Source organism: Streptomyces collinus (assembly GCF_031348265.1).
Classification (GTDB): domain Bacteria; phylum Actinomycetota; class Actinomycetes; order Streptomycetales; family Streptomycetaceae; genus Streptomyces; species Streptomyces collinus.
In genome coordinates this window covers 4,548,496-4,571,679 of sequence record NZ_CP133771.1, presented here as the reverse complement: position 1 = coordinate 4,571,679, position 23,184 = coordinate 4,548,496, and the positions used below count along the sequence as shown (strand labels likewise).

20 protein-coding genes are annotated in these 23,184 nt (G+C 74.2%); 8 read left to right on the top strand and 12 right to left on the bottom strand.

Annotation, left to right across the window (positions count from 1 at the left end):
* Positions 1-279: 279 nt before the first annotated feature.
* Positions 280-1,224 carry an LAETG motif-containing sortase-dependent surface protein gene (locus RFN52_RS20765; RefSeq protein WP_184848075.1) on the top strand — a complete coding sequence of 315 codons (945 nt, stop codon included), beginning with the start codon at positions 280-282 and terminating at the stop codon, positions 1,222-1,224.
* A gap of 255 nt (positions 1,225-1,479) precedes the next feature.
* On the opposite strand, the gene RFN52_RS20760 is transcribed toward RFN52_RS20765, so the two are convergent.
* Positions 1,480-2,454 (bottom strand): nucleoside hydrolase, encoded by a 975-nt coding sequence (locus RFN52_RS20760; RefSeq protein ID WP_184848074.1) that lies wholly within the window; start codon positions 2,452-2,454, stop codon positions 1,480-1,482.
* A 222-nt stretch (positions 2,455-2,676) separates the two neighbouring features.
* On the opposite strand from RFN52_RS20760, the gene RFN52_RS20755 reads away from it, so the two are divergent.
* Positions 2,677-3,222, top strand: a complete 546-nt coding sequence (locus RFN52_RS20755) for a pyridoxamine 5'-phosphate oxidase family protein (RefSeq protein ID WP_184848073.1) — start codon at positions 2,677-2,679, stop codon at positions 3,220-3,222.
* A gap of 27 nt (positions 3,223-3,249) precedes the next feature.
* Here the strand turns inward: RFN52_RS20755 and thrS are convergent, their stop codons facing one another.
* Positions 3,250-4,470 carry a threonine--tRNA ligase gene (gene thrS / locus RFN52_RS20750; protein WP_184848072.1) on the bottom strand — a complete coding sequence of 407 codons (1,221 nt, stop codon included), beginning with the start codon at positions 4,468-4,470 and terminating at the stop codon, positions 3,250-3,252.
* A gap of 346 nt (positions 4,471-4,816) precedes the next feature.
* Here thrS and RFN52_RS20745 point away from each other — a divergent pair, with 346 nt between their 5' ends.
* On the top strand, positions 4,817-5,602 hold the full coding sequence (locus tag RFN52_RS20745; RefSeq protein WP_184848071.1) for a hypothetical protein: 786 nt from the start codon (positions 4,817-4,819) through the stop codon (positions 5,600-5,602).
* A gap of 18 nt (positions 5,603-5,620) precedes the next feature.
* Here the strand turns inward: RFN52_RS20745 and RFN52_RS20740 are convergent, their stop codons facing one another.
* The 4 genes from RFN52_RS20740 to RFN52_RS20725 form a co-directional block, all read right to left on the bottom strand.
* Positions 5,621-6,412, bottom strand: a complete 792-nt coding sequence (locus tag RFN52_RS20740; RefSeq protein WP_184848070.1) for a GAF and ANTAR domain-containing protein — start codon at positions 6,410-6,412, stop codon at positions 5,621-5,623.
* A gap of 194 nt (positions 6,413-6,606) precedes the next feature.
* Positions 6,607-7,392 carry a TIGR03943 family putative permease subunit gene (locus RFN52_RS20735; protein WP_184853975.1) on the bottom strand — a complete coding sequence of 262 codons (786 nt, stop codon included), beginning with the start codon at positions 7,390-7,392 and terminating at the stop codon, positions 6,607-6,609.
* Positions 7,389-8,411 carry a permease gene (locus tag RFN52_RS20730; RefSeq protein WP_184848069.1) on the bottom strand — a complete coding sequence of 341 codons (1,023 nt, stop codon included), beginning with the start codon at positions 8,409-8,411 and terminating at the stop codon, positions 7,389-7,391. Before RFN52_RS20730 ends, RFN52_RS20735 begins: the two co-directional genes overlap by 4 nt.
* 70 nt (positions 8,412-8,481) lie before the next feature.
* Positions 8,482-9,825 (bottom strand): helix-turn-helix domain-containing protein, encoded by a 1,344-nt coding sequence (locus RFN52_RS20725; RefSeq protein ID WP_184848068.1) that lies wholly within the window; start codon positions 9,823-9,825, stop codon positions 8,482-8,484.
* Between the two features lie 134 nt (positions 9,826-9,959).
* On the opposite strand from RFN52_RS20725, the gene RFN52_RS20720 reads away from it, so the two are divergent.
* The gene (locus RFN52_RS20720; RefSeq protein WP_184854230.1) at positions 9,960-10,106 is read left to right on the top strand and encodes a hypothetical protein; all 147 of its coding nucleotides are present in this window, start codon (positions 9,960-9,962) and stop codon (positions 10,104-10,106) included.
* Between the two features lie 59 nt (positions 10,107-10,165).
* Here RFN52_RS20720 and RFN52_RS20715 read toward each other — a convergent pair whose 3' ends face one another.
* From RFN52_RS20715 to RFN52_RS20700, 4 genes are all read right to left on the bottom strand, one after another.
* Positions 10,166-11,566: an extracellular solute-binding protein gene (locus RFN52_RS20715; RefSeq protein ID WP_184848067.1), complete on the bottom strand. Its 1,401-nt coding sequence runs from the start codon at positions 11,564-11,566 to the stop codon at positions 10,166-10,168.
* Positions 11,566-14,103, bottom strand: a complete 2,538-nt coding sequence (locus RFN52_RS20710; RefSeq protein ID WP_184848066.1) for a substrate-binding domain-containing protein — start codon at positions 14,101-14,103, stop codon at positions 11,566-11,568. Before RFN52_RS20710 ends, RFN52_RS20715 begins: the two co-directional genes overlap by 1 nt.
* Before the next feature lie 4 nt (positions 14,104-14,107).
* Positions 14,108-14,443 (bottom strand): effector-associated constant component EACC1, encoded by a 336-nt coding sequence (locus RFN52_RS20705; RefSeq protein ID WP_229856598.1) that lies wholly within the window; start codon positions 14,441-14,443, stop codon positions 14,108-14,110.
* 123 nt (positions 14,444-14,566) lie between these two features.
* Positions 14,567-15,628, bottom strand: a complete 1,062-nt coding sequence (locus tag RFN52_RS20700; RefSeq protein WP_184853974.1) for a serine/threonine-protein kinase — start codon at positions 15,626-15,628, stop codon at positions 14,567-14,569.
* Between the two features lie 436 nt (positions 15,629-16,064).
* Between RFN52_RS20700 and RFN52_RS20690 the strand changes: the two genes are divergently transcribed.
* Positions 16,065-16,505 (top strand): hypothetical protein, encoded by a 441-nt coding sequence (locus RFN52_RS20690; protein WP_184848064.1) that lies wholly within the window; start codon positions 16,065-16,067, stop codon positions 16,503-16,505.
* A gap of 149 nt (positions 16,506-16,654) precedes the next feature.
* Positions 16,655-17,623 carry a hypothetical protein gene (locus tag RFN52_RS20685; protein ID WP_374050170.1) on the top strand — a complete coding sequence of 323 codons (969 nt, stop codon included), beginning with the start codon at positions 16,655-16,657 and terminating at the stop codon, positions 17,621-17,623.
* On the opposite strand, the gene RFN52_RS20680 is transcribed toward RFN52_RS20685, so the two are convergent.
* Positions 17,520-18,866, bottom strand: a complete 1,347-nt coding sequence (locus RFN52_RS20680) for an aminotransferase-like domain-containing protein (protein WP_184848063.1) — start codon at positions 18,864-18,866, stop codon at positions 17,520-17,522. The two genes, RFN52_RS20685 and RFN52_RS20680, sit on opposite strands and share 104 nt — an antisense overlap.
* A 78-nt stretch (positions 18,867-18,944) precedes the next feature.
* Here RFN52_RS20680 and RFN52_RS20675 point away from each other — a divergent pair, with 78 nt between their 5' ends.
* Together RFN52_RS20675 and RFN52_RS20670 are read left to right on the top strand one after the other, a co-directional pair.
* On the top strand, positions 18,945-19,754 hold the full coding sequence (locus RFN52_RS20675; protein WP_184848062.1) for an alpha/beta fold hydrolase: 810 nt from the start codon (positions 18,945-18,947) through the stop codon (positions 19,752-19,754).
* A gap of 43 nt (positions 19,755-19,797) precedes the next feature.
* A complete protein-coding gene (locus RFN52_RS20670) occupies positions 19,798-20,799 on the top strand; it encodes an endonuclease/exonuclease/phosphatase family protein (RefSeq protein ID WP_229856597.1) in 1,002 nt (333 codons plus the stop codon).
* 68 nt (positions 20,800-20,867) lie between these two features.
* Here the strand turns inward: RFN52_RS20670 and RFN52_RS20665 are convergent, their stop codons facing one another.
* Complete coding sequence (locus RFN52_RS20665; RefSeq protein ID WP_184848060.1) at positions 20,868-22,964, bottom strand: PhoX family protein; 2,097 nt, start codon at positions 22,962-22,964, stop codon at positions 20,868-20,870.
* Positions 22,965-23,184: the final 220 nt, after the last annotated feature.

Here is a 23,184-nt window from a genome sequence, read left to right as displayed (position 1 = left end):
GAATCTGTCCAGAATGCCGGAAAAAGGAACCATCACGTTGATCGGAGTGATCCATTCCCGCTGTGATGAAAGTGTAACGGAGGCACAACTCCCTTTGCATTACCGCAGGTTGACAGTGTGCTGCGGCACCGCCACGATGGGGCCACTGAGGCACATGTGACCAATGAGCCCAGTGTTTCTCAGACCACTCACTCCCCGGTGCGGCCCCGGCAGCCGCGTGCTTCGCGCTGCCCGCATGCCGTCACCCGGGTCCGGCACACGCCAAGAAATGGGATACGCATGTCCATAGCGAGACGTGTCACCGCGCGACGCCTGCTGGGGACGGGCGCCGCGGCCCTCGTCCTCTGCGCCGCCTCCGCCACGACCGCCTTCGCCACCGGAACGCCCGGCGGCGACGGCTGGTCGTCCGGCGGCAGCTACAAGCCCGGCACGGGCGCGGGCACGGAGACCGGGACCGACCGCTGCCAGTTCTCGCTCGACGGCACGAACTTCTACGACTCGGTCAAGGTCGACGACCAGAACCTGAAGCCGACCGAGGACGGCAAGGTCCACGTCAAGGTCCGCACCGCCGGTGGCGCGGCCACCTGCACGGCCTCCCTCGCGTCCTACCTCGCGCACGGCGCGACGTTCGCGACCTCCGGCGAGCAGGTGTTCGTCGACTTCGACACGGTGACCGTCAAGCCGGGCGCCACCGACTCGCTCGACATCGCCATCCCGGACAAGGGCTGCTTCGGGCAGATCGACCTGTACCGGGGCGCGGTGAAGTTCGACGGCGAACTCGACGCGAAGGACGGCTTCGAGCACGGCGAGCTGCCCAAGGGCCCGGACCGCCCGGTCATCAAGGACAAGCTGATCGCGGCCTGGAACGGCGGCACGAAGGACTGCACGACCCCGCCGGCGGAGGAGGAGCCGCCCGCCTCCACGCCGCCCGCGAGCCCGTCCGAGCCGGCCGAGGGGACGACGCCCCCCGCGACGCCCCCGGCGTCCCCGTCCGAGCCGGCCGAGCCCTCGACGCCGCCGTCCTCCGACACGGACACGCCCACCCCGAGCGCCTCCGAGTCGACGCCCACCGCCCCCAAGCCGAACGGCGGTGGCGGCGACCTCGCCGAGACGGGCGCCGACAGCAGCACCGGCCCGATCGCCCTCGGCGCGGCCGCCCTGCTGGCCGGCGGAGCGGCCCTCGTCGTCGTGACCCGCCGCCGCGCGGCCAAGCGCGGCGCGTAGGACGCCCGAACCTGACGGAAGACGCCCGGTGTGCTGTCGTCCGGCGGCGACAGCACACCGGGCGTTCTCGCGTCCCGCGGCCGGACCACCGCGGCGTGACGATCGCGGCGCCTCGGACGATCGCGGCGCCCCGGACGATCGCGGCGCCCCGGACGATCGCGGCGCCCCGGACGATCGCGGCGCGTTACCGGGGCACGCCCCCTCGCCGACGCACCGCCGCCACCGCCACGGCCACGGCCACGGCCACCGCCGGCATCACGCCTCGACGGTCGCCAGGTACAGCTTCACGTAGCGCTCCACATCCACGTCCAGCCCCACGTCGACCAGGGGCTGTTCGCGCGTTCCCTCGTGGATCTCCGCCTCGCCGGGGCGGGGGCGGCGGTCGACGATCGTCATGCCGCGCGTGGGCCCCGGCGCGAGGGAGACGTCCACCGGGAGGCGGTGGGTCGTCAGGCCCTCCGGGTCGACGACAGCGCAGACCGCACCCGCGTCGCCCAGGCCGCCGGACGTCTCGGACGGATCGTCGGGACGGCTGTCCGGATGGGCCGGGCGGTGGGCGAGCAACTTCCCCGCCAGCCGCGCCCCGGGCTCGCCGCTCCCGCACAGCCTGCGCACATCCGCCGCGGGGACCACGACCCGCGTGAACACGTCCAGCCCGTACATCGTGATCGGCACCCCGGCCGTGAGCAGGATCGCGGCCGCCTCCGGGTCGTGCCAGACGTTGAACTCCGCGACGGGCGTGGCGTTCCCGACGGCCGCCGCGCCGCCCATGAAGACGATCCGCTCGATGTTGCCGACCACCTCCGGGTGGGTGCGCAGCAGCAGCGCGATGTTGGTGAGCGGGGCCATGGGGACGAGGGTGACCGGGCGCGGGGAGGCGATGATCTCGCGCCGCAGCAGCGTGACCGCGTCGACGTCGGCGGGCCGGCGCGACGGCTGGGGCAGGCCCAGGTCGCCCATGCCGTCGTGCCCGTGCACGTGCCGGGCCGAGCGGGGCGCCTCGATCAGCGGCCGCTCGGCGCCCCGGGCGACGGGGATGTCGGGGGCGCCCGCCTGCTCCAGCACGGTCAGGGTGTTGCGGACGACGCCGTCCACGTCCGTGTTCCCGGCCACGCAGGTGATCGCCCGCACGTCGAGCGCCGGGTGCCGTACGGCGAACAGCAGGGCGAGGGCGTCGTCGACGCCGGTGTCGCAGTCGATGATCACCGGGATGCGCCGGCCGTCCGTCACGGCGGGACTCCTTCCAGTGGTGGTGCGGGGAGCTTCCTGGCAGCGACCCTACGGCCTGCCCGGCGGCCCGCGGGCCCCGCGCGGCGTCAGGACCGCCGTACCGCCGTGACGTCGAAGTCCAGCGCCACCTTCCGGCCGGCCATCCCGCGGGCCCCGCTGACGCGGCGATGATTCCGGCCCCGGCGGACGGTCGTTAAGGGAGAGACGACGAAGGAGTCCGCCATGCCCGCACAGACACCGACGACCGAACTCGACGCCCGCTACAGCTCGGCGCTCAACGCCCGCCCGGGAGCCTCGGAGGTGACCGCCACCGCATGGGCCGAGGCCCTGCGGCGGCTGGGGGCCGCCGAGATCTTCTGGGTGTCCACGGTGCGGCCCGGCGGCCGGCTGCACGTCACGCCCTGCATCGCCGCCTGGCACGACGGGGCGCTGTACTTCTCCACCGGCCGCGGGGAGCAGAAGGCGAAGAACCTCGCCCACGACGCGCACTGTGCCCTGACCACCGGGACGAACTCCCTCACCGGCGGGTTCGACCTCGTGGTCGAGGGCACGGCCGAGGCGGTCGCCGACCGTGCGCTGCTGGAGGAGGTGATCACGGCGTTCGAGACGAAGTACGGGCCGCACATCACCTCCCCCGAGGGCACCTTCCACGGCATCGGGGACGAGTTCCGCAGTGGCGACGCGGTGGTGTTCGCGGTGGCCCCGGACACGGCGTACGGCTTCGGCCGGGACAACGGGGTCTACAGCCATACGCGCTGGACGTTCTGAACCGCCCCGGCCCGTGGTGATCCCGTCCTACGACGGGTCCCACAGTCCGGGCCCGCGGGCCGCCACCCGGTCGCCGATCCGGCGCAGCAGCCCGGCGCCGGGCAGGGCGTCCGGCCGGCGGCCGTCGCGCAGGCGCGGTGCCACGAGTCCCGCGGCGGCCTCCCGTCCGCCGATCACCGCCTGGTACGGCACCAGCCGGGCCTCGCGGATCCGGGCGGCGAGGGTGCCCTGCTCGGGGCCGGCGGTCTCGGCGCGCAGACCGAGCTCCCGGGCGCGTCCGGCCAGGGCCTGTGCCGCCCCGGCCTGCTCCTCCCCGACGGGCAGGACCGCCAGCTGCACGGGCGCCAGCCACGGCGGGAAGGCGCCGCCGTGCTCCTCGACGAGGTGCGCGACGGCGCGCTCCACGCTGCCGATGATGCTGCGGTGCACCATGACCGGGCGGTGTTTCGCCCCGTCGGGGCCGATGTAGTGCAGGTCGAAGCGTTCGGGCTGGTGGAAGTCGATCTGCACGGTGGACAGGGTGGCCTCCCGGCCCGCCGGGTCGGTGATCTGCACATCGATCTTGGGGCCGTAGAAGGCCGCCTCGCCCTCGGCCGCCTCGTACGGGATGCCGGAGCCGTCCAGGGCCTCCCTCAGCAGCGCGGTGGCGCGCCGCCACAGCTCCGGGTCGGCCACGTACTTGCCGCCCGCCCCGGGCAGCGACAGCCGGTACCGGGACGCGCGGATGCCCAGGTCCGCGTAGGCGCGGCCGATCAGCTCCAGCGCGGCACGGGTCTCCTGGACGGCCTGCTCCAGGGTGCAGAAGATGTGCGCGTCGTTGAGGGTGATGGCCCGCACCCGGGTCAGGCCACCGAGGACGCCGGAAAGCTCCGAACGGTACATGCCGCCCAACTCGGCCATCCGCAAGGGCAGTTCGCGGTAGCTGTGGGAGCGGGAGCGGTAGATCAGCGCGTGGTGGGGGCAGAGGCTGGGGCGCAGCAGCACCTGTTCGGCGCCCACGTCCATCGGCGGAAACATGTCGTCGCCGTAGTGGTCCCAGTGGCCGGAGATCTCGTACAGCTCTCGTTTGCCGAGGACCGGTGAGTACACGTGCCGGTAGCCCGCCCGGACTTCCGCGTCGCGGATGTACTCCTCCAGGGTGTGCCGCACGATCGCGCCGTCGGGCAGCCAGTACGGCAGCCCGGCTCCCATCAGCGGATCGGTGTCGAACAGGTCGAGTTCACGGCCGAGCCGGCGGTGGTCGTGCATGGTGACTCCTCGCGATCGGGGAGGGCGAGCACCACGCGACGAAGCCCCGGGGCACTCGCCCCGGGGCTTCGGACATCAGCTGTCAGCGCGCCGGGACACTCTCCGGCGTCGTCGTGGCGGACGGGTACGACTGGGCGCGCTGCATGGGCGTGACCGTAACAAGGGGGCCGCGGGCGGGGCGAGGGGTTTTCGGACGGCTGTCGCGGGTGTCCCGGCCGCTCACCCGGACGGCCCGTATCGCTGGTGGGCGGGCGGACGCGGTGGTGCCGTAAGAGCATCCACCCGATCGTGGAGAGACCGCTCCGCCCGGAGGCGCCTCCATGAGCCCCTCGCAGGAGGCACCCCGATGACCCACCCTCCGGCCGCCCGCGCCCTCCTCGCCTCCGCGCTGTCCGTGACGGCCCTGCTGGCCACGGCCGGCTGTGCCGTCGACGACGAGCCGCGGCCCCGGTGGTTCTCCGCCTCCGCGTCCGCCGACGGCGCGTCACCCGCCGTCGAGCAGCCCGCCGGTTCCGGCGCCGCCCTCACCGAGGCGCAGGCCCAGGCCGCGCTGGTCACCGAGGCCGACCTGGGCGAGCCGTGGGGGCCGACCCGGGGCGCGCGGACCTGGCGGGACGGGCTGCTCAAGGCGACCACGGAGGACGGGGACTGCATGCGGCTGCTCGACGCCCTCTACACGGAGGAGCCCTTCGGCGCCCCGAAGGGCCCGCAGGCGACGTCCGCGCTCGACGACGGCGACACCGACGCCCAGTTGCGCTACCGGGTCGCCGCCCATCCCCCGGCGGACGTGGACCGCACGCTGGACTGGATGAGGTCGCTGCCCGGCCGCTGCGGCCAGTTCACGGCCACGACGACCCGCGGCGCCGTCCAGGGCGTGGAGGTCCGCGACCTGCCGCTGCCGCCGGTGGGGGACGCCCGGCAGGCCCTGCGGGTCACGCTGGCCGGCGAGACGGAGGAGGGGGAGCTGACGTACCTCACCATGGACCTCGCCGCCGTCCGCGTGGGCGAGGAGGCGATCACCCTCACCAACGCCGGCCTCGACGAGGTGTACGCGGAGGTCACCCAGCAGGCCGTGCAGCTCGGGGCGCAGCGTCTGGCCGAGATCAGGAAGCAGGGCAGGGCCCAGATCTGACACCCCGGGCCGCGGGGGTCAGGACCGGTCGAAGCGCGTGCGGTGGGCGATGACGTCCCGTGCCACGTCCAGGGCCGTACGCCCGTGCGCGAAGGCGTCGGCCCGCAGTCGCGCGAGGGCGTCGTCCGCGCCCACGCCGAGCTGCGCCATGATCATGCCGACGGCCCGGTAGACCTCGTCGTGGTCGGCGGCCAGGCCGCTCAGCCAGTCCTCCCCGTCCGGAGTCTCGGGCTCGTCCCCGTGCGGCAGGGCCATCAGGGCCACGGTCATCACCCCGGCCACGATCCGGGCCACGTGCAGCTGGCCGTCGGTGAGCCCGCCGGGGCGGTCGCGGTACAGGTCGAGCGTGCCGACGCAGACCGTGCCGCTGCCCAGGGGCACCGCGTACACCGCCCGCACCCCGGCCTCCGTCGCCTGCTGGGCGAAGACCGGCCAGCGTCCCGCGTCCCGGCCCGAGGTGAGATCGCAGGCGAGCACCGGCGCGCCGTCCTCCAGCGCGCTCTGGCAGGGACCGTCGCCCAGGGTCGCCTGGATCTGCGCCAGGTGGGCGGCCTGTGCGCTGCTCGCGCTCAGCTGCACGGGCATGCCCTCGCTGCGCAGGGACACGCTGGCGCCGGTCACCGGCAGCAGTTCCACCGCCACCTCGCACAGCCGCCCCGGGACCTCTCCGGGCTCGGCGCCCCGCACACCGCGGGCGATCACGTCGGCGGCCCGGGCTCCGTCCGGGTCCGGGTCGCCGCCTCCGGTGCGGCCGGGACCCGGGTCGCCGTCGGGGGCACCTCCGGGATCGTCCCTCGGCCGCACGACCACCGCCTCCTTCGCACCGCGGCTTGCGCCATCACCGTTTCCGGGGCGCCCCGCCGGCAAGACGGCCGGCCATCGTGCGTCCGGTCTCGCACCCGCCCGGACCGCAGCTCCGGGCCCTCCCGGAGGTGCCCCGACTACCCGTGGCGGAAGGGCCGAAACCCCTGGGCGGGGGCTCTGCCGCGGGGGGGGGTGCGGCCTCAGCGTTTCTCGTACGGGCTGTCCGGCTGCGGCACCTGCCGGACGGAGCGGGCGTCGACGACCGGTGGCCAGGCGGCGTCCGAGCCGAGCCCGCCCTCGGGGTGCCACGTCCCGGTGACCGTCACCCATGTGTCGACCGGCGGGGCCTGCGCGCCGCGCACCTCGGCCTTGGCGGACGTGGCGTCGGCGGCGCAGCAGGAGACGAGGAGGCGGGTGACGTACCAGGTGCCGTCGCCGCCACGGGTGACGAAGCCGGTGAGCCGGACCGTCCGGCCCTTCAGGGAGCGGCCGCTGTCGTAGACCGCCCGGGAGCCGAACTCCCCGAGGGTGAGGTCGACCGGGTTCCCGGACGGCAGGGCCGGGAAGGTGCCGACGCCCCGGGCGGCACGCTGCGCCGCCTCGCGCTCCGCGCTGTAGGAGCCGAGGGCGGGCGGCGGGAACAGCAGGAGGGCCAGGGCGGGGAGCGTGAGGAACCAGGCGACCCGGGGCCCGCCGGGGCCGTGACCGTGCCCTGCGTGGCCGTCGCCGTTCCCGTGGCCGTCCGTGTCGCCGTGGTCGTCCCCGTCGCCGTGGTCGTCCCCGTCGCCGTCGCCGTGCTCCTCGCCCGCCCTGTTCGTCACCACCGCCACCGCCGCGCCCAGCAGCACCAGCGCCGCCCCGGACACCACCAGGTACGGCCGCAGCCCCGCCTGGACGTAGCGCAGGTACAGCTCGCTGAAGAGCGACACCCTGAGGATCGCCGCGCCCACGAGCGCGAGCAGCACGGCCGGTCCGTAGCGCCTCACAGCAGCCACCACCCCACCAGGACGCTGCTCGTCACGGCGACCACCCAGGTCGCCGCCGAGAACCGCACCGCGAAGGCCCTGCCGAACGTGCCCGTCTGGAGCGCGATCAGCTTCAGGTCGACCATCGGCCCGACCACCATGAACGCCAGCCGCGCGGTCGGGGAGAAGCCGCTCAGCGACGCCGCCACGAACGCGTCGGCCTCGCTGCACACGCACAGCACGACCGCCAGCAGCGCGAGCAGCAGCACCGACAGCCAGGCGGACCCGGTGAACACCTCCAGCAGCGACCGCGGCACGACGATGTCGAAGGTCGCCGCGGCCGCCGCCCCGACGACGAGGAAGCCGCCCGCGTGCAGAAAGTCGTGCTGGAGCCCGGAGACGAAGGCCCGCGGGCCGCCGCCCGGGGACTGCCCGCCGCTCCGCTTCGGCAGCCGCAGCCACTCCTCCCGCCCGAACCGCGCCCACAGCCAGCCCATCACCACGGCTGTGCCGAGCGAGGCGAGCAGCCGGCCGAGGACCATCTCCGGCTGCCCCGGGAAGGCGATCGAGGTCGCCACCAGGACGACGGGGTTGATGGCGGGCGCGGACAGCAGGAAGGCGAGCGCGGCCGCCGGTGCGACACCCCGCCGCATCAGGCTTCCCGCCACCGGCACGGACGCGCACTCGCAGCCGGGCAGCACGACCCCGGCGGCCCCGGCGACCGGCACGGCGAGCGCCGTGCGGCGGGGCAGCAGCCGCTGGAAGACCCGCTCGGGCACGAACGCCCCGATCGCCGCCGACACGAGCGTGCCCAGCAGCAGGAACGGCACGCCCTGGACGGTGATCGCGGTGAACACCGTCCACCAGGCCGCGACCGGCGGGGTGTAGAGGTCGAGCGCCAGCAGGGGCCCGAGCACCGACGCCACCGTCCCGATGGCGAGCAGCGCGGCACCGCCGAGGACGGCGTACACCAGGGCCCGCAGGCCCAGCCGTATGCCGTCGGCCGCCGTCCGTCGGCTCTCCGTCCGTTGGTTCTCCACGCGCCCGCCCCGGTCGTTCACATCCCGGGTGGGAGGCTAACCCGCACGGCTGTGCGAGGGCCCTGCTTTCTCAGAGAGGGGGCTGTGCGGGCGCGGGCCCGAGGGTGGTGGTGCCGGGGGCCGTGCGGTGCCCGAGGCCCGTCCGGTAGGCGTCCAGGGCCGCCTCCACCCGCCCGGTCCGCCGCAGCAGATCGCCCAGCAGCCGGCACAGGTCGGCCAGGTCACCGGCGGCACCGGCCCGCTCCAGCAGGCTCAGGGCCCGGACGTAGTGCTCCTCGGCCTCCTCCGTGCGGCGGGCGTCCTCGGCGATGATGCCGAGCAGCCGGTGCGCCGCGGCGGAGTGGACGGCGCCGCGCTCGGGGGACAGGTGCCCGAGGACGTCGTGCAGCAGGGCCGCCGCCTCGTCGGACCTGCCGCGCCGGTGCAGCACGTCGGCCAGCTCCACGGCGACCTGGCTGCTGTAGAGGGCGGCGCGCTTGGCCGACAGCATGCTGAGGGCCTCCCGCAGCTCGGCCTCCGCCCGCTCCAGCTGTCCGTCCTGGGCGTAGACGTAGCCGCGCATCCAGTGGCAGTTGGCGAGTTCGGTGCGGATCTGCAGGCCCCGGTACAGCTCGGCCGCCTTGGCCAGGGAGGCGTCGGCCTCGGCGAGACGGCCCTCTGCGACCAGGGTGCGGGCGACGGACCGGTGCATGCGGGCGACCAGGGCGGGGTCGCCGGACTGCGGGGCGAGGGCCAGGGCGAACTCGGCGGCCTGGGCGGCCCGGGCGTGCGCGCCCATGTCCATGTACGGGCCGATGGCGCTGGCGTAGAGCAGCAGCAGGGCGTCCGGGTCATGCAGGCCGCCGCGGTTCAGTTCGTCGAGGGCGGTCTCCAGCAGGTAGACGGCGTAGCGGAGTTCACCGGCGAGGTAGTGCGCGACGGCCCGGCCGCGCAGGGCCGGGACACGGGCGGGCAGCGGCGCGCCGGCCAGGCACTCCTCGGCCCGCTCGAAGTACTGCCGGCCCGCCACGAGCTCGCCCGTCTCCAGCGCGCACTCGCCGAGGCCGAGCAGGGCGTCGGACCGCTCCGCGGCCAGACCGTGCGTCTCCGCCTCGGCGAGCAGCTCCGCGTACTGCCCGGCCGCCGCCTCCGTCTCACCGACGGCGAGGGTCCGCTGGGCCTCGGTCAGCCGCAGCCGCAGCTCGGTCACGAGCCGCGCGGAGTGGCCGCTGGCGAGCTCGTCGAAGGCGACGCCGAGCCGGTCCGCGAGATGCCGCAGGGCGTCGTCGGAGGGGCGTACCCGGCCCGACTCCAGGGTGGAGATGTAGGCCGGTGTGTACACGGGTTCCGCCAACTGGCGCTGGGTCAGCCCGCGTTCCACACGCAACCGCTGCACCCGGCGTCCGATGGTCCCCGGATCATCACGCTCCCCCACGCCAACTCCCCTTGCCCCTCTTGCCGTTCGCCCTGAACTGCCCCTAGGTTAAACGGAGTGTTAAGCCGGATTGTCGAACTCGCTTAACACCCTGCCGCCGTAGTCGCCGCCCCAGTTGCGAGGTCGCCGTGCTGATGCGCACACGCACCGCCGAGCGGTACGCCCGAGGCTTCACCGCCGCCCTCGTCGCGGTGGCGACCCTGCTGCTCGCGGCGAACGCGGGCCCGGCGAGAGCCGAGACCCCGGAGCCGGCCCCGCGGGCGGTCGCGGACCCGCGCTGAGCGCGCCCCGACGTCGGCCGGACGCGGCGTCCGACGGGAAGTCCAGCCAGGTAGCGGGGTCAGCCGGGCAGCACCTCGCTCAACGCCTCGTCGAGGTTCTTCGCCACCTGTGCGTCCCCCGGCGGCCGGTGCCGCCCGTACAGAGCGCCCAGTTCGGTGATGAGGGTCTGCGTGACGGCGCCGTACAGCGGTGTGCGCGGGCGCTGTACGGCCTCGCTCAGGGAGGGCAGCAGGACGTCGCGGGAGTAGCTGACGCCGTCGGCGAGCCCGTCAGGGGCCTTGACCTCGGCGCTCTCGCCGGTGGGGGACGCCGAGGCGCCTCCCGAGTACGCGGAGGCGTGCCGGCACTCGGGGGTGCCGCCGGGATTCCGGTAGGCGGAGGTACGGGTCGCGGCGAACCCGGCGCGCAGGAGGCAGCGTTCACTGTCCGGGTCGGTCAGGAACGCGATCAGCTCGGCGGCCTTGGCGGCCCGCTGCTCGGACGTGTTCGAGGTGACGGCCAGGTTCTGCCCGCCGAGCACGGCCTTGCCGGGCAGCCGGGTCACACCGAGCTCCTCCTTGTACGTCTCGTACAGGGCCGGGTAGACGTACGGCCAGTGCCGCAGGAACGTGGTGCGGCCCTCCGCGAAGGCGCTGAGCGACTCGGCCTCGCGGGACCCGGAGGACTCGTCGAGCATGTACGGCGACGCCGTGCGCTCCCGCAGTTCGGTCACTCCGGCCGTCAACTGCGCCTCGTCGGCGGTGTACCGGCCGTCCTCGTCGGTGAGCGCGAAGTCCGGCACGGCCGAGGCGAAGGCCTCGATCGCGTTGACCGTACGGCCCTCGTAGGCGGCGAGCTGCGTGGTCCACCCCTCCTGGTAGTTCTCGGGCTTCGTGGGGTCGTCGTTGACGGCGTCGATCAGTTCCCGCAGGTCGGCCCAGGTCACTCCGCGGCCCAGTTCGGCCTGGGAGGCCCCGGCCTCCCGCAGGTGGTCCTTGCGGTAGTACAGCAGGCCCACATCGCTGTTGAAGGGGACCGCGTACCGCTCGCCGTCCCAGAACGACGTCCGGTCGACGGCCTCGATGATGTCGTCGGGCGACTTCACGGCCGCGCCGGTCAGCGGGCGGATCAGGCCGGCGGCGGCGAACTCCGGGATCCAGGTCACGTCCAGGTTCACCACGTCGTACTCGGCGCCGCCCGACTGGAGCGCACCGAGCAGCTGGCTGCGCTGCTGGTCGGCGGAGCCGGGGAGCTCCACCAGGCGGGCGCGGTAGCCGTGTTCGCCCTCCCGGGCGTTCCAGGCGTCGATGAGCTGCTGGCGGATGCCGTTCTTGCCGGTGACGTCCCGGCCGCTGGCCACCACGATCCGGGGCGGGTCGGCGGCGCCCTGCGGCTGCTCCGGCGCGTCCTTGCCGGTGCAGGAGGCGAGCGCGAGCAGGGACAGCAGCGACAGTGCGGCGGCCGTCAGGCGGCGGGCCATCATTCCTCCCCCGTTCCGATGCGGGCGACCTCGTCGTGCAGGGCGGGCACGAGGTCGTCACCCGCGTCGAGGCAGCGGCCCCGGCCGGCCTCGGCGATGCGCGTCGCGGGGCGGTCCTGGTCGCAGCCCGAGCTGCTCAGGGACACCATGGTCACCGGGACGCCCGCGCCGCCGGCCCGGTCGACGACCTCCTTGAGGGCCTTCCTGGTCAGGCGGCCGTCGTCCTCGCCGTCGGTGAGGTACACGATCAGCTGGGGCCGGTCGTCACCGCTGCCGCGCTCCTTCATGAACGCCAGGGCGTCCAGCAGGGCGCCGCGCGGATCGGCCTCCGCGTCCCGCACCTCTGCGGCGTCCAGGACGTCTTCGGCCTCGCGGCGGCCGTGCGTGCCGAATTTCAGCAGCTCGGTATGCGTGCGGCGGCCGGTGCCGTGCACCGCCCACACCCCGTACTCGTCCTCCCCGCCGAGCCCGGACAGGGTCTGCTTGAGGATGCCCGGGCCGCCGCTGGGGCCGTCCCACCGGCCTGCCATGGAGCCGGAACTGTCGAGGAGGTACAGCACCCGGCCGGGTCCGTGCGCGTCGCCGTAGTACACCAGGGTGTCGTCCATCGTCGTGGGGTCGGCGGCCCTGGCCGGGCGGACGGACTCGGTGAGGCCCTCGGGTACCGATGCCGCGTCGAGCAGGCCGCGCTCTCCGGTCGGGGACCTGAAGCCGTGCTCGCCGAGCACCGTCCGGCCGCCCTCCCCGGTCAGCCAGGTGTGGAAGCGGTCCACCGCGTCGTCCCGCGCGGCGGCGTCCCGGTCGCCGTCCTCCCAGCGCACCCGTACGAACGCCGGTTCCAGGCCGGGCACGTCGTCGGGGTAGGCGGCGACGCGCCGGGCGCGGGTGAGCGGGTGGCAGCCGATGCCGCTCTTCAGCAGGAACTCGGGGACCAGCGCCGCGCCGCGGTCGTCCACGGCGTCGCCGCTGCCCGGCAGCGCGCACAGCAGCCGCACGGCCGAGGGTTCGGGCCGCTCGGTCCGGGCGAGTTCTTGCTCGGCACGGCGCGGGTCGGCGTCGTCGCCGTACAGTCCCGTCGTGGCCAGCAGCGCCGCGTCGGTGAACTCCGGGTCGGGACGGTGCACTTCGGTTCTGCTGTCGGCCCGTTCGAGGTCGGCGAGCAGCCGCGACAGCGACCGCCCGGTGGGTTCGAGGCCGGCGCGCAGTACCTCCGGTACGGCCAGCACGACCGGCGAGTACGCGATCGGCTCGGCCTCCGGTTCCAGCCGGGCGAAGATCCGGTCCTGCTTGGCCGCGGCCGAGGTGACCCGGTCGACGTCGGCGCCGGTGGCGGGGATCCACACGTCCGGCTGCGGGCCGATGTCCCGCTGCGGGTTGTCGTCCTCGCGGGGCTGCTGCCAGGCGTCGGTCCGCTCGCCCAGGGCGTTCACCACGGCCGCGGAGCCCGCGCTGTAGACGGTGATGCCGCTGCGCCGGCAGCCCTCGCCGGTGGTGTTGGCGTCCGACGTGACGTAGTCGTCCGCGGCCGCCCGCACCGCCGGCTCCAGGTCCGGGTCGGCGAGGACGCGCAGTTCCAGGGCCGGTGCGCAGGGTCCGGAGTCGCCGGTCAGGGCCAGGATTCCGTAACCGCCGGCGCCGGTGGCGAGCACGGCGAGCAGAGCCGCCAGCGCGGTACGGCCGGACCGGGCGAAAATCCTCCGGGCACGGGCGAGCAGGGGCCGCAGCCACGGGAACCAGCCGCCGGGCACGGGCTCGGGCCGCTCCACCACGATCCCCGGCCCCGCCGCGAGCAGTACGTCCGCGTCCTGCTTCCAGGGGGGAGCGAGCGCCTGCGGCCGCTGCGAATCGTCGTCCTCCGCCCGGTAGTTCGCCGCCGCCATCCGCTCCTTCACCCGGGTGTACAGCTCGGAGAGCCACACCTCGCCGCCCTCGTCGAGGACGTGCGTGAGTTCGCGGGTGAACGGTGTCGCCGTGTCGGCGTCCCCGCCCAGGATGCAGCGGTTGGGCTGCACGCTCATCAGCAGCAGGATCTTGTGCTTCTTGCGCTTCGGATCGTCGAAGCGGTGCCAGATCCCCGCCGCGTTGCCGGCGTAGCAGCAGTCGAGGATCACCACCACCTGCTCGGCGTTGCTCTCGGCCAGCTCGCCGAGCACCTCGCTGAAGCGCACCGAGCCGGGCAGTCCGTTGCCCGTGAGGACCCGCGCGGTGCGCATCTGCAAGTGCAGTTCGCTGCCGGAGGTGGAGGTGACGGCGTGCCCGGCGAAGTAGAGCAGCAGCAGCCCTCTGGCCTCCTGGCAGACGCGGTGCAACTCGCGCGTGAAGTCGTCCGGTGTCGGGGAGGCCAGGCCCCGCACCTCGCCCGCGCCGAAGACCCCGCCCCGGCGCAGCGCGTCCTCAAGGCCGGTCCGGTTGTGCCGCACGGCCGGGAGCTGACCGCTCACGCCCTGGGGTTCCTCGTCCGATGCCGGGTGGTCGTATTCGGACACACAGGCCAGCAGCGCCCGGTTCACCTTGCCGCGCGGATCGAAGCGGCTCACCGGCCTACTCCCCGTCGGGGTCCAGTGAGCGGATCTGCGGCTCCGGATCGCCGCCCTGCAGCCTGCTCCGGTTGTTCGTCCAGGTCTTCACCGCGCGGGCGGTGTACTCGGTCAGGGCCGCGACCGTGACGACATCGCCGAGGATCGTCAGCACGAGTTCCAGGTCGGGCCCGAGCCGCCCCGGAGTCCCGTCCGTGCCGGACTGTTCGTCGATGCGCAGGTGCCGCCCGGAAAGGAGTGCCTCCAGCGGCTCTTCGCGCTCCAGCCACGTCTTCAGAGCTCTGACGTCATCCGCGGTCGCGTTGCCGCCCAGCCGGACGCGCACGCCTAAGACAGCCACTTGGTCCCCCTCTGTCATACCCGACATCATGACACCGGGTCAGGCTCGACGGCAGACCTGTGACGTGACCTGCGAAAGCGGTTGCACGCCCTCTTCACGCCACGCGCACACGGCGCACGCGGCTCATGCCTGAGTCTGCAACTGCTCCAGCTGGCGCTGCACATGGTCCAGCGCGCCCTCGCGCCGCCCGGGCACCCGTCCGCGCAACGCGGCGAGCGCGGCGCCCAGTTCGCGGGCGGGGGCGGTGTCGCGGACCTGGCCCCACTGGTGGTGCGCCCGGTCCACGGCGGCCTCGACGGCGGGGGCGTCCGGGGCCTGCCCGGCGTTCAGACGGGCGGTGGCGATCATCAGCCAGGTGCGGCAGCTGCGGGCGGCGTCCCCGGCGAACATCGCCAGGTCGGCCCGCACCTCGGCCCAGTGCAGGGCCTCTTCGGACGCGGGTCCGTGCGCGGCGACGGCGATCTGCTCGTGCCGGGCGGCGAGCCCGTCGGCTTCGGCGTGCCGGCCGGACTGGACGGCGGCGGTGATGGCGGCGTGCGGATCCCCGCCCGCCGGGCCCGGTGTGCTCAGCACCAGGTCCGTGCCCGCGCTCTCCGGCCCGATCCGGGCCAGCGCCTGCTGGTGCAACTGCTCGGCCGGCGGCCGGAACCCGCTGCGCAGGATCGTCGCGACGGCCTTCATGTACGCCGGCTGCGCGACCGTGCGTCTGGACGGCGGGGGCGCGATACGACCGTGCACGGCGTTGCCGCGCCCCGAGTCCAGCGGGGTGCTCTTCAGCAGTTCCCAGGTCTCGGCGTCGGCGTGCAGGTCGAGCAGGAGGGTCGTGGCGCCGGCGGGCCTGAGCCGCAGCTCCTCCCGGAACCAGTGCCAGGGGAAGGCGGTGTAGCGGGCGGTGGAGGCGGTGGTGCGGGCCAGCGCGAGGTGGGGCAGGCGCTGCCTGCGGTCCAGCTGGAGCTGGCCGGTGACGTACACGGTGAGGGGGCCGGGGGCCGCGGCGGCGGCACGCAGCCGGGTGAGGACGGCCTGCGGCTCCAGCGGGTCGGCGAGTTCGACGACGTTCGCGGTGTCGGTGCCGGACAGCACCGCGGGCGCCACGGCGGCGAGGACGGGGAGCACGGAGGCGGCGTCCACCAGGCGCCCCTTGCCCACCGGCGAGGCCGCCAGCAGCAGCACGGTTCCGGGCATCGCCCCACCCCCTGTGTCGATCACGTACGCCAGCACCGTAACCGCTGCGGCTGCAAAGGGGGGTCTCAGGACCGCAAACGTCCGCCTTCGGGGTCTTCGCCCCCCGGTCTCCGGTGGGCCGGACTCCTGCGGACGGCGAACACGGTCGATGGTGTGGTAGTCGGCCACCGCGATGGCGACGAGCAGCAGCAGCGGCGGCACCCAGGCCACGCTGCGGCCCCGCACCCGCAGCAGTTCCTGCCGCCGCACGACGTCCCGGCCCCCGGCCCGGTCGTGCCGGACGAGCGGGCCGTGCCCCCTGCGGTGGCGGCTCACGGCCCCGGCGAAGCACGGGGCCGCACCGGCCGCATCCCGTTCCGGCTGCTCCGCCGACTTGCCACCGGCTGCCCGCCGGTGTGCCCTGGTTCCAGGGGCAGGGACAGAGAGGAGAGCTGTCATGGCTCATGCGGCACCCGCCTCACGCAGGATGATCACGCAACGCCGTAGGCCCGATGTGTTCGGCCCGCGGATCCACATCGCCGTGAAGGTCGGCCTGCCCGTGGTGCTCGGACTGGTCTACGGCTTCTGGGCCGCGGCCAACCAGCGGCACGGCGGGCCCATCACCGGCTGGAACCTGCTGTTCGGCTTCGTCACGGCGCTCGTGTTCGCCGTGCTGTTCGCCGCCGTGTGCGCGCTGGCACCGCTGCTGCCCCGCGAACTGCACGCGCTGTGCTGGTTCGTCTTCTCGGGCTGCGCGGTCGGCTTCCTCTACAGCCAGACCGGCGCTTCCGTGTTCAGCTCCAGCGGCCTCGGGCTGCTGGTGGGGGCGGGCGTGCTCGCGATGGTGTTCTACCGCTACTACACGCACGAGGACGCCTCGGGCCGGCGGATCGGCTGACGGGAATCAGGACACCCGTTCGGGTGAGCCCGCCGGAGGGCCCGTGACGGCCGCTTCTCGCAGGTGGAGTGTGCCGCGGCGCGACCGCCGCGCGACCGGACGCCGTCGCAGCGCTCGCGGGCCGGGCCCGGGGCGCCTTGCCTGGAAGGGTGTCCGAGCGCGACCGGGCGCCCGTAGCCGAGAAGGCGCCCCCACGATCGCGGAACGTCCTGGCGGCCGTTCTGCTCACCCTGGCGTGCCTGCTGATGCCGTTCGGGGCGCTGGCGTCCTGGGCGGCCCACGGGCTCACCGACACCGGCCGCTGGGTCCGGACGATGGCACCGCTCGCCGCCGACCCGGACGTGCGGGGCGCGGTCGCCCAGGCCGTCGGGGACGGCGTCCTGCGGGAGGCCGGGGCGGCGGCCGGCACCGGTCCGCCGCGCGGGGAGATCGGCCCGTTCGTGCACGACGCGGCGCGCTCCTTCACCCGCACCGAGGCGTATCGCACGGCCTGGGACGCGGCGAACCGGGCCGTGCACGACGCGGTGCTGCGCGCCCTGCGCGACGACCGCGCGCACGGAGCCCCGGTCACCGTCGACGCCGCACCCGTCATCGCCCGGGTCAAACAGCAACTCTCCGACGACCACGTGCCGTTCGCCCACCGCATCCCGGTCACGCACACGCGGATCCCGGTGCTGCCGGCCGAGGACGTGGACCGACTGCGCAAGGGGTACCACGTGCTGGACACCGCCGCCTTCTGGCTGCCGCCGGCCGCCGCCGTCCTCGCGGTCGCCGGGATCGCCGTCGCCGCGTGCCGCCGCCGCGCGGTCACCGCCCTCGCCCTGGGCACGGCCCTGGGCGGCGCGCTGCTGGCCCTCGCCGTCGCGATCGGCCGCCGCCTCACCCTCGCCGACCTGCCCGATGCCCTCCACCGCCCGGCCGCGGGCGCCGTCTACGACGCCCTCACCGCCACCCTGCGCACGGTGTCCTGGCTGCTGTGCGCGGTGGGCATGGCGGTGGCGGCCGGTGCCTGGGTCACGGGCCGGTACGGTCCCCGGCTCGCCGCGCGGCGACGTGCGCGAGGGTCCGCAGCGCCCGCCGCAGATCCGGTTCCGGCGCCGACGCGAGCCCGAGCCTGACGGCGTCGGGCGTGTGCCCGGGGGCGACGGCGAAGGCGGGGCCGGGCGTGACGGCGATGCCGTGCGCCGCGGCGGCGGCCGTGAAGGTGTCCGCACGCCACGGGGCGGGCAGCTCCCACCAGGCGAAGTAGGCCCCCGGGTCGGACCGCACGGTGAAGCCCGCGAGTTCCTCGGCGAGGATCCGCTGCCGCCGTACCGCGTCCGCCCGCTTGGCCGCCACCAGCCGCGCCACCGTCCCCTCCCCGGTCCACCGCACGGCCGCCTCCAGCGCGAACCGCCCCGCGCTCCACCCGCCCGACCGCACGGCGTCGCCCACGGCGGCGACCCGGTGCGGCGGCACGACGAGGAACCCGGCGGTGAGTCCCGGGGCGACCCGCTTGGAGAGCCCGTCGACGACGTGGGTGAGGGCCGGGGCGTGCACGGCGAGCGGATCACCGGGCTCCCGGAGGAAGGACCAGATGCGGTCCTCCACGACCGGCAGGTTCAGGTCGTGGACCAGCTGCGCGAGGTGCAGCAGCCTCGGCCCGCTCGTCGTCAGGGACGTCGGGTTGTGCAGCGTCGGCTGCACGTACAGGGCGGACAGCGGCGCCGAACGGTGCGCTGCCGCGACGGCCTCCGGGAGCAGCCCGGCCGCGTCCCCGGCCAGCGGCACCAGGCTGATGCCGAGCCGCGCGGCGATCTCCTTGACCAGCGGGTACGTCAGCTGCTCCACCCCGACCCGGCCGCCCGGCCGGACCAGGGAGGCCAGGACGGCGGCGATGGCCTGCCGGGCGTTGCCGGTGAACAGCAGCCGTTCCGGGGCCGGGCGCCAGCCCGGGGTGGTGAGCAGTGTGGCCGCGGCCTCCCGGGCGGCCTCGGTACCGGTGGCGGCGGCCGGTAACAGCGCCTCGGCCAGCACGTCGGGGCGCAGCAGCGGCGCGAGGACCGGGGCGAGCAGCTCCGGCTGGCCGGGCGCGACGGGGTAGTTGAGCTCCAGGTTCACGGGCGCGGCGGCCGGACCGGGCTCGGTGAGCGCCTGCCCCGCCGGGCCGTCCGGTGCGGCCCGTACGAAGGTGCCGCGCCCGACCTCCCCGACGACCAGCCCGCGCCGCACGAGTTCGCCATAGACCCGCCCGGCCGTCGACGGGGCGATGCCCCGCCGGCGTGCGAACGCCCGCTGCGGCGGGAGCCGTTGGCCGGGCCGCAGCCGGCCGGTGGCGATGTCGTCGGCGATGCGGTCGGCGATGCGCCGGTAGTCACTCATCAGCGGTCTCCCCCTTGGATTGCACCGAGAGCAAAGATCTTATTGCACCGAGTAGTTGAGAGGCCTAGGGTCGACGTCATGGCACCCTTCCTCGCATACGAGGACAAAGGCCCCGATACGCATCGGGTCCCCCTGGTCCTCGTCCACGGCCACCCCTTCGACCGCACGATGTGGGCCCCGCAGCTCGCGAGCTTCCCGGGTACCCGCCGCGTCATCGCCCCCGACCTGCGCGGTTACGGCGCCTCCCCCACGGCCCCGGCCGTCACGGACTTCTCGGACTTCGCCCGGGACGTCGAGGCCCTGCTGGACGAGCTGGAGGTGGAGTCGTTCGTCCTCGCGGGCCTGTCGATGGGCGGGCAGATCGTCATGGACTGCTACCGCCTGTTCCCCGAGCGCGTCCGCGGCCTGGTCCTCGCGGACACCTTCCCGTCCGCGGAGACCCCCGAGGGCGTGCGCACCCGCGACGCCATGGCCGACCGACTCCTCGCCGAGGGCCTGCGCGGCTACGCCGACGAGGTCCTGGAACGGATGGTCGCCCCGTACGCGTCCGCCGAGGTCAAGGCGCACGTGCACGGCATGATGACCGCCACCGCCCCCGAGGGCGCCGCCGCGGCCCTGCGCGCCCGCGCCCGGCGCCCCGACTACGGCCCCCTGTTGCCGCGCGTCCGCGTCCCGGCCCTGGTCGTCGTGGGAGCCGACGACACCTTCACGCCCGTCTCCGACGCCCTCGCCCTGCACGCGGCCCTCCCGGACGCGGAACTGCACATCGTCGACGGCGCGGCCCACATGCCCAACCTGGAACGCCCGGACGTGTTCGATCAGGCGCTGGAGGAATTCCTGGCCCGGGTCGATGCCCGGCAACCTTCCCCCGCTCCACCCCGTCTTTGAGGGAGGATTCGGGCATCCCACCCCGCGAACGGAAGGCCGGGCCTTGGACACCGCCGCTGCCGAGTGGACCGCCAGGGACGACGGGCGGGAGCACCGCCCGCCCGGACGGCGGTTCGGCGCCTGGTGTGCCGGCCTGCTGTTCACCGGGGTGAGCGTGGTGCTCGGCTTCCGGACCGCCGACAGCGACGGCATCACCCCCGTCCCGCAGCTCCTCGCCTTCCTCCCCTGGCTGCTCGTCCCCACCGCCGTGGCCCTGCTGCTCACGCTGCTGTCCCGCTGGTGGCCCGGAACGGTGTGGGGCGTGGTCCTGCTCGGCCTGCTGGCCTGGTTCATCGAGCCGTACGGCAAGGCCGGCGACCCCGTGGGCCGCCCGGTCGCCGACCTGCGCGTGCTGACCTCCAACGTCGAGTTCGGACAGGGCACCGCCGCCCTCGTCACCACCGTCCGCCGCGAAAAACCGGACGTGGTCTTCGTCGAGGAGTGCGACTACGCGTGCGACGCCCTGCTGAAGCGGGACCTCTCGGCGGACTACCCGCACCGCCGGGCCGTGGAGGGCGGCGGCTCCGAGGGATCCGTCATCCTCAGCCGCTTCCGGCTCCGGCCCACCGGGGGCGTACCCGGCACGATGGGCATGCCCGGCGCGGTCGCCGACGTGGACGGGCACGCCGTACGGCTCCAACTCGCCCACCCCATGCCCCCGCTGCCCGGGCAGGTGGACCTCTGGCACCGGGAGCTCGCCGCCCTGCGCGAGGCAGCCACCGCCGACCCGGGCACCCCCCTCGTCCTGGCCGGTGACTTCAACGCCTCCCAGGACCACGCGGCCTTCCGCCGCATCCTCGACACGGGCCTGCGCGACGCCTCCCGGCTGGACGGAGCCGACCGTACGGCCACCTGGCCGGCCCGGACGGCACCCACGCTCGGCGTGCAGATCGACCACGTCCTGGTCTCCGAGGACTTCGGCGCGAGCCGCACCCGCATCCTGGACCTGGCCGACACCGACCACCGGGCGGTCGTCACCGACCTGACACTGCACACGACCCGGTGACGGAGAAGGGGGGCGCCCGACGGACGCCCCCTGCTCTCCTGCTCTCCTGCTCTCCTGCGGTGGATCGATCAGACGCCGATGTCGCACCCGTCGGCACGCCACACGGCCACGACCGCCGGACGGACGTACGTCCCGGGCCCGTCGGGCCAGGTGCTGGCGGGCTTCTCCACGGACGCGCCGTCGATCTCGCCCGGGTGCTGCACGGCGACCAGGACACGCCGGTCCTGGATGATCGGGCCGCAGGTCTCGGCGCCCTTCGGCACGGTCAGGAACTGCTTGAGCTCACCACGCCGCTCACCCCGGGTCGCCACCCCGAACAGGCCGTCGTGCGAGCCGAGCTGGGCGCCGTCGGTGGAGATCCACAGGTTGCCGTAGGGGTCGAAGGCCACGTTGTCCGGGCAGGAGATCTGGCTGACCGCGTCCTTCGGGAACCCTGCGAAGTAGGTCGCCGGGTCGTCCGGGTCGCCGGCGACCAGGAACAGCGACCAGGCGAAGCGGGTGCTCTCGGGCCGGTTCCAGCGCTCGGTGAGCTCCAGCACGTGCCCGTGCTTGTTGGCGTTGCGCGGGTTGGCCTCGTCCGCCTTGGCGTTGGAGCCGACCCCCCGGTTGGAGTTGTTGGTCAGCGCGACGTAGACCTTGCCGGTCACCGGGTTGGGCTCGATGTCCTCGGGCCGGTCCATCTTGGTCGCACCCACCTTGTCACCGGCGAGCCGCGTGAAGACGAACACCTCCTCGGCGCTCATCCCGTCCACGTGCGAGACGGCGCCCTTCGCGGTGGCGGTGGCCAGCGGGATCCACTCGCCGCTCCCGTCGAACTCGCCGTCCTTCGGCAGCTTGCCGGTGCCGTCGATCTCCAGGGCGGGGGAGTCTCCGGTGAGCTTGGCGACGTACAGCGTGCCCTCGTCGAGGAGGGAGAGGTTGTGCTCGCGCACGGACCGCGACGAACCGTGCCGCATCCGCTTGCTGCCGACGAACTTGTAGAAGTAGTCGAAGCGCTCGTCGTCGCCGGAGTACACGACCGGACGGCCGTCGTGGGTGAGCCGCACGGTCGCGGCCTCGTGCTTGAACCGCCCGAGAGCGGTGTGCTTGCGCGGCGTGGAGGTGGGGTCGTACGGATCGAACTCCACGACGTACCCGAACCGGTGCACCTCGTTCGGCTCCCGGGCGACGTCGAACCGCTGGTCGAACCGTTCCCACTTCCGCTCGCTGGCCCCGGTCCCGATCCCGTACCGCTTGTCGGTCGCCCGGCTGCTGTTGGCGAAGTACTGGTTGAAGTTCTCCTCGCCGTGCAGGGTCGTGCCCCAGGGGGTGACACCGCCGGAGCAGTTGTTGAGGGTGCCGAGCACCTTGGTGCCGGTCGGGTCGGCGGAGGTCTTCACGAGCTCGGACCCGGCGACGGGCCCGGTGAGCCGGAACTCGGTGGTGGCGGTGACGCGCCGGTTCAGCTGATGCCGGGAGACGGCGGTGAGCTTGCCGCTCTTGCGGTCCCCCTCCACCACGACGGCGGACAGCCCGTGCGCCGCCCAGGCTATCTCGGCCTGCTCGCGGGTCGGGTTCGCGGCGTCGTAGCCGCGGAACATCAGGATCTCGTCGGTGTACTCGTGGTTGGCGACGAGCAGCTGCCGGTTGCGCTCCCCGGGCAACGGCAGCAGGGCGAGAAAGTCGCAGTTGTACCCGAACTGCCCGGCCTGGGCCTTCGCGGTCTGCTTCTCCGGGTCGAAGGCGGGCGCACCGCGCAGGATGGGCTCGCCCCAGCGGATGACGACGTTCTGCCGGTAGCCGTCCGGCACGGTCACCGCGTCGGCGGTGTTCGGCTCGACGGGCGCGAACCGCAGCCCGCGCGCACCCTTGTGTTTGCGCCGGGCGGCCTCCGAGGCGGCAGCGGCGGAGGGGGCGCCGGCGGCCGGGGCGGCGGCGGCCCGCGGAGCCTGCGCGACACCGGCAGCACCCGCCCCCGCGGCGGCCACGGTCACCACGGCCGCGGCCCGCATCATCGACCGGCGGCCGATCGCACCGGCGATCACGTCACCGACGTACTCGTTGGAGCTGGTGTTGGGCACCTCGTGGAAGCAGGCGTCACCACACCGGAAACGACAGGTCATGGCGGACCGGCCGCCGGGGTGCGAACCGGACGGCGTTCCGATCAACGGCAGCAGCTTGCGCACTTTGCTCTCTCCTTGGATGCCCTTGGTGTCAGCGTGACCGTAGGGGCACATATGCGCGAGAGCCGGGCGCCCTGGTGAACAACGGATGAACCCCCGGCCGCCGTACGGGGGTTGTGTCGATTCAGCCCTGCGACACCTGCACCGGCCGGATGTCTCCTTGACAGGGTGGACCTGGCACAACAGACCCTGCCCAAGATCACACAGGAGGGCCGCTAACCTT

What these genes read in the sequence shown, in the direction of transcription:
- RFN52_RS20765 (WP_184848075.1), top strand. Translation starts at nt 280, where the DNA reads ATGTCCATAGCGAGACGTGTCACCGCGCGACGCCTGCTGGGGACGGGC.
- RFN52_RS20755 (WP_184848073.1), top strand. Translation starts at nt 2,677, where the DNA reads ATGCCCGCACAGACACCGACGACCGAACTCGACGCCCGCTACAGCTCG.
- thrS (WP_184848072.1), bottom strand. Translation starts at nt 4,470, where the DNA reads ATGCACGACCACCGCCGGCTCGGCCGTGAACTCGACCTGTTCGACACC.
- RFN52_RS20745 (WP_184848071.1), top strand. Translation starts at nt 4,817, where the DNA reads ATGACCCACCCTCCGGCCGCCCGCGCCCTCCTCGCCTCCGCGCTGTCC.
- RFN52_RS20720 (WP_184854230.1), top strand. Translation starts at nt 9,960, where the DNA reads ATGCGCACACGCACCGCCGAGCGGTACGCCCGAGGCTTCACCGCCGCC.
- RFN52_RS20715 (WP_184848067.1), bottom strand. Translation starts at nt 11,566, where the DNA reads ATGGCCCGCCGCCTGACGGCCGCCGCACTGTCGCTGCTGTCCCTGCTC.
- RFN52_RS20700 (WP_184853974.1), bottom strand. Translation starts at nt 15,628, where the DNA reads ATGCCCGGAACCGTGCTGCTGCTGGCGGCCTCGCCGGTGGGCAAGGGG.
- RFN52_RS20690 (WP_184848064.1), top strand. Translation starts at nt 16,065, where the DNA reads ATGGCTCATGCGGCACCCGCCTCACGCAGGATGATCACGCAACGCCGT.
- RFN52_RS20680 (WP_184848063.1), bottom strand. Translation starts at nt 18,866, where the DNA reads ATGAGTGACTACCGGCGCATCGCCGACCGCATCGCCGACGACATCGCC.
- RFN52_RS20675 (WP_184848062.1), top strand. Translation starts at nt 18,945, where the DNA reads ATGGCACCCTTCCTCGCATACGAGGACAAAGGCCCCGATACGCATCGG.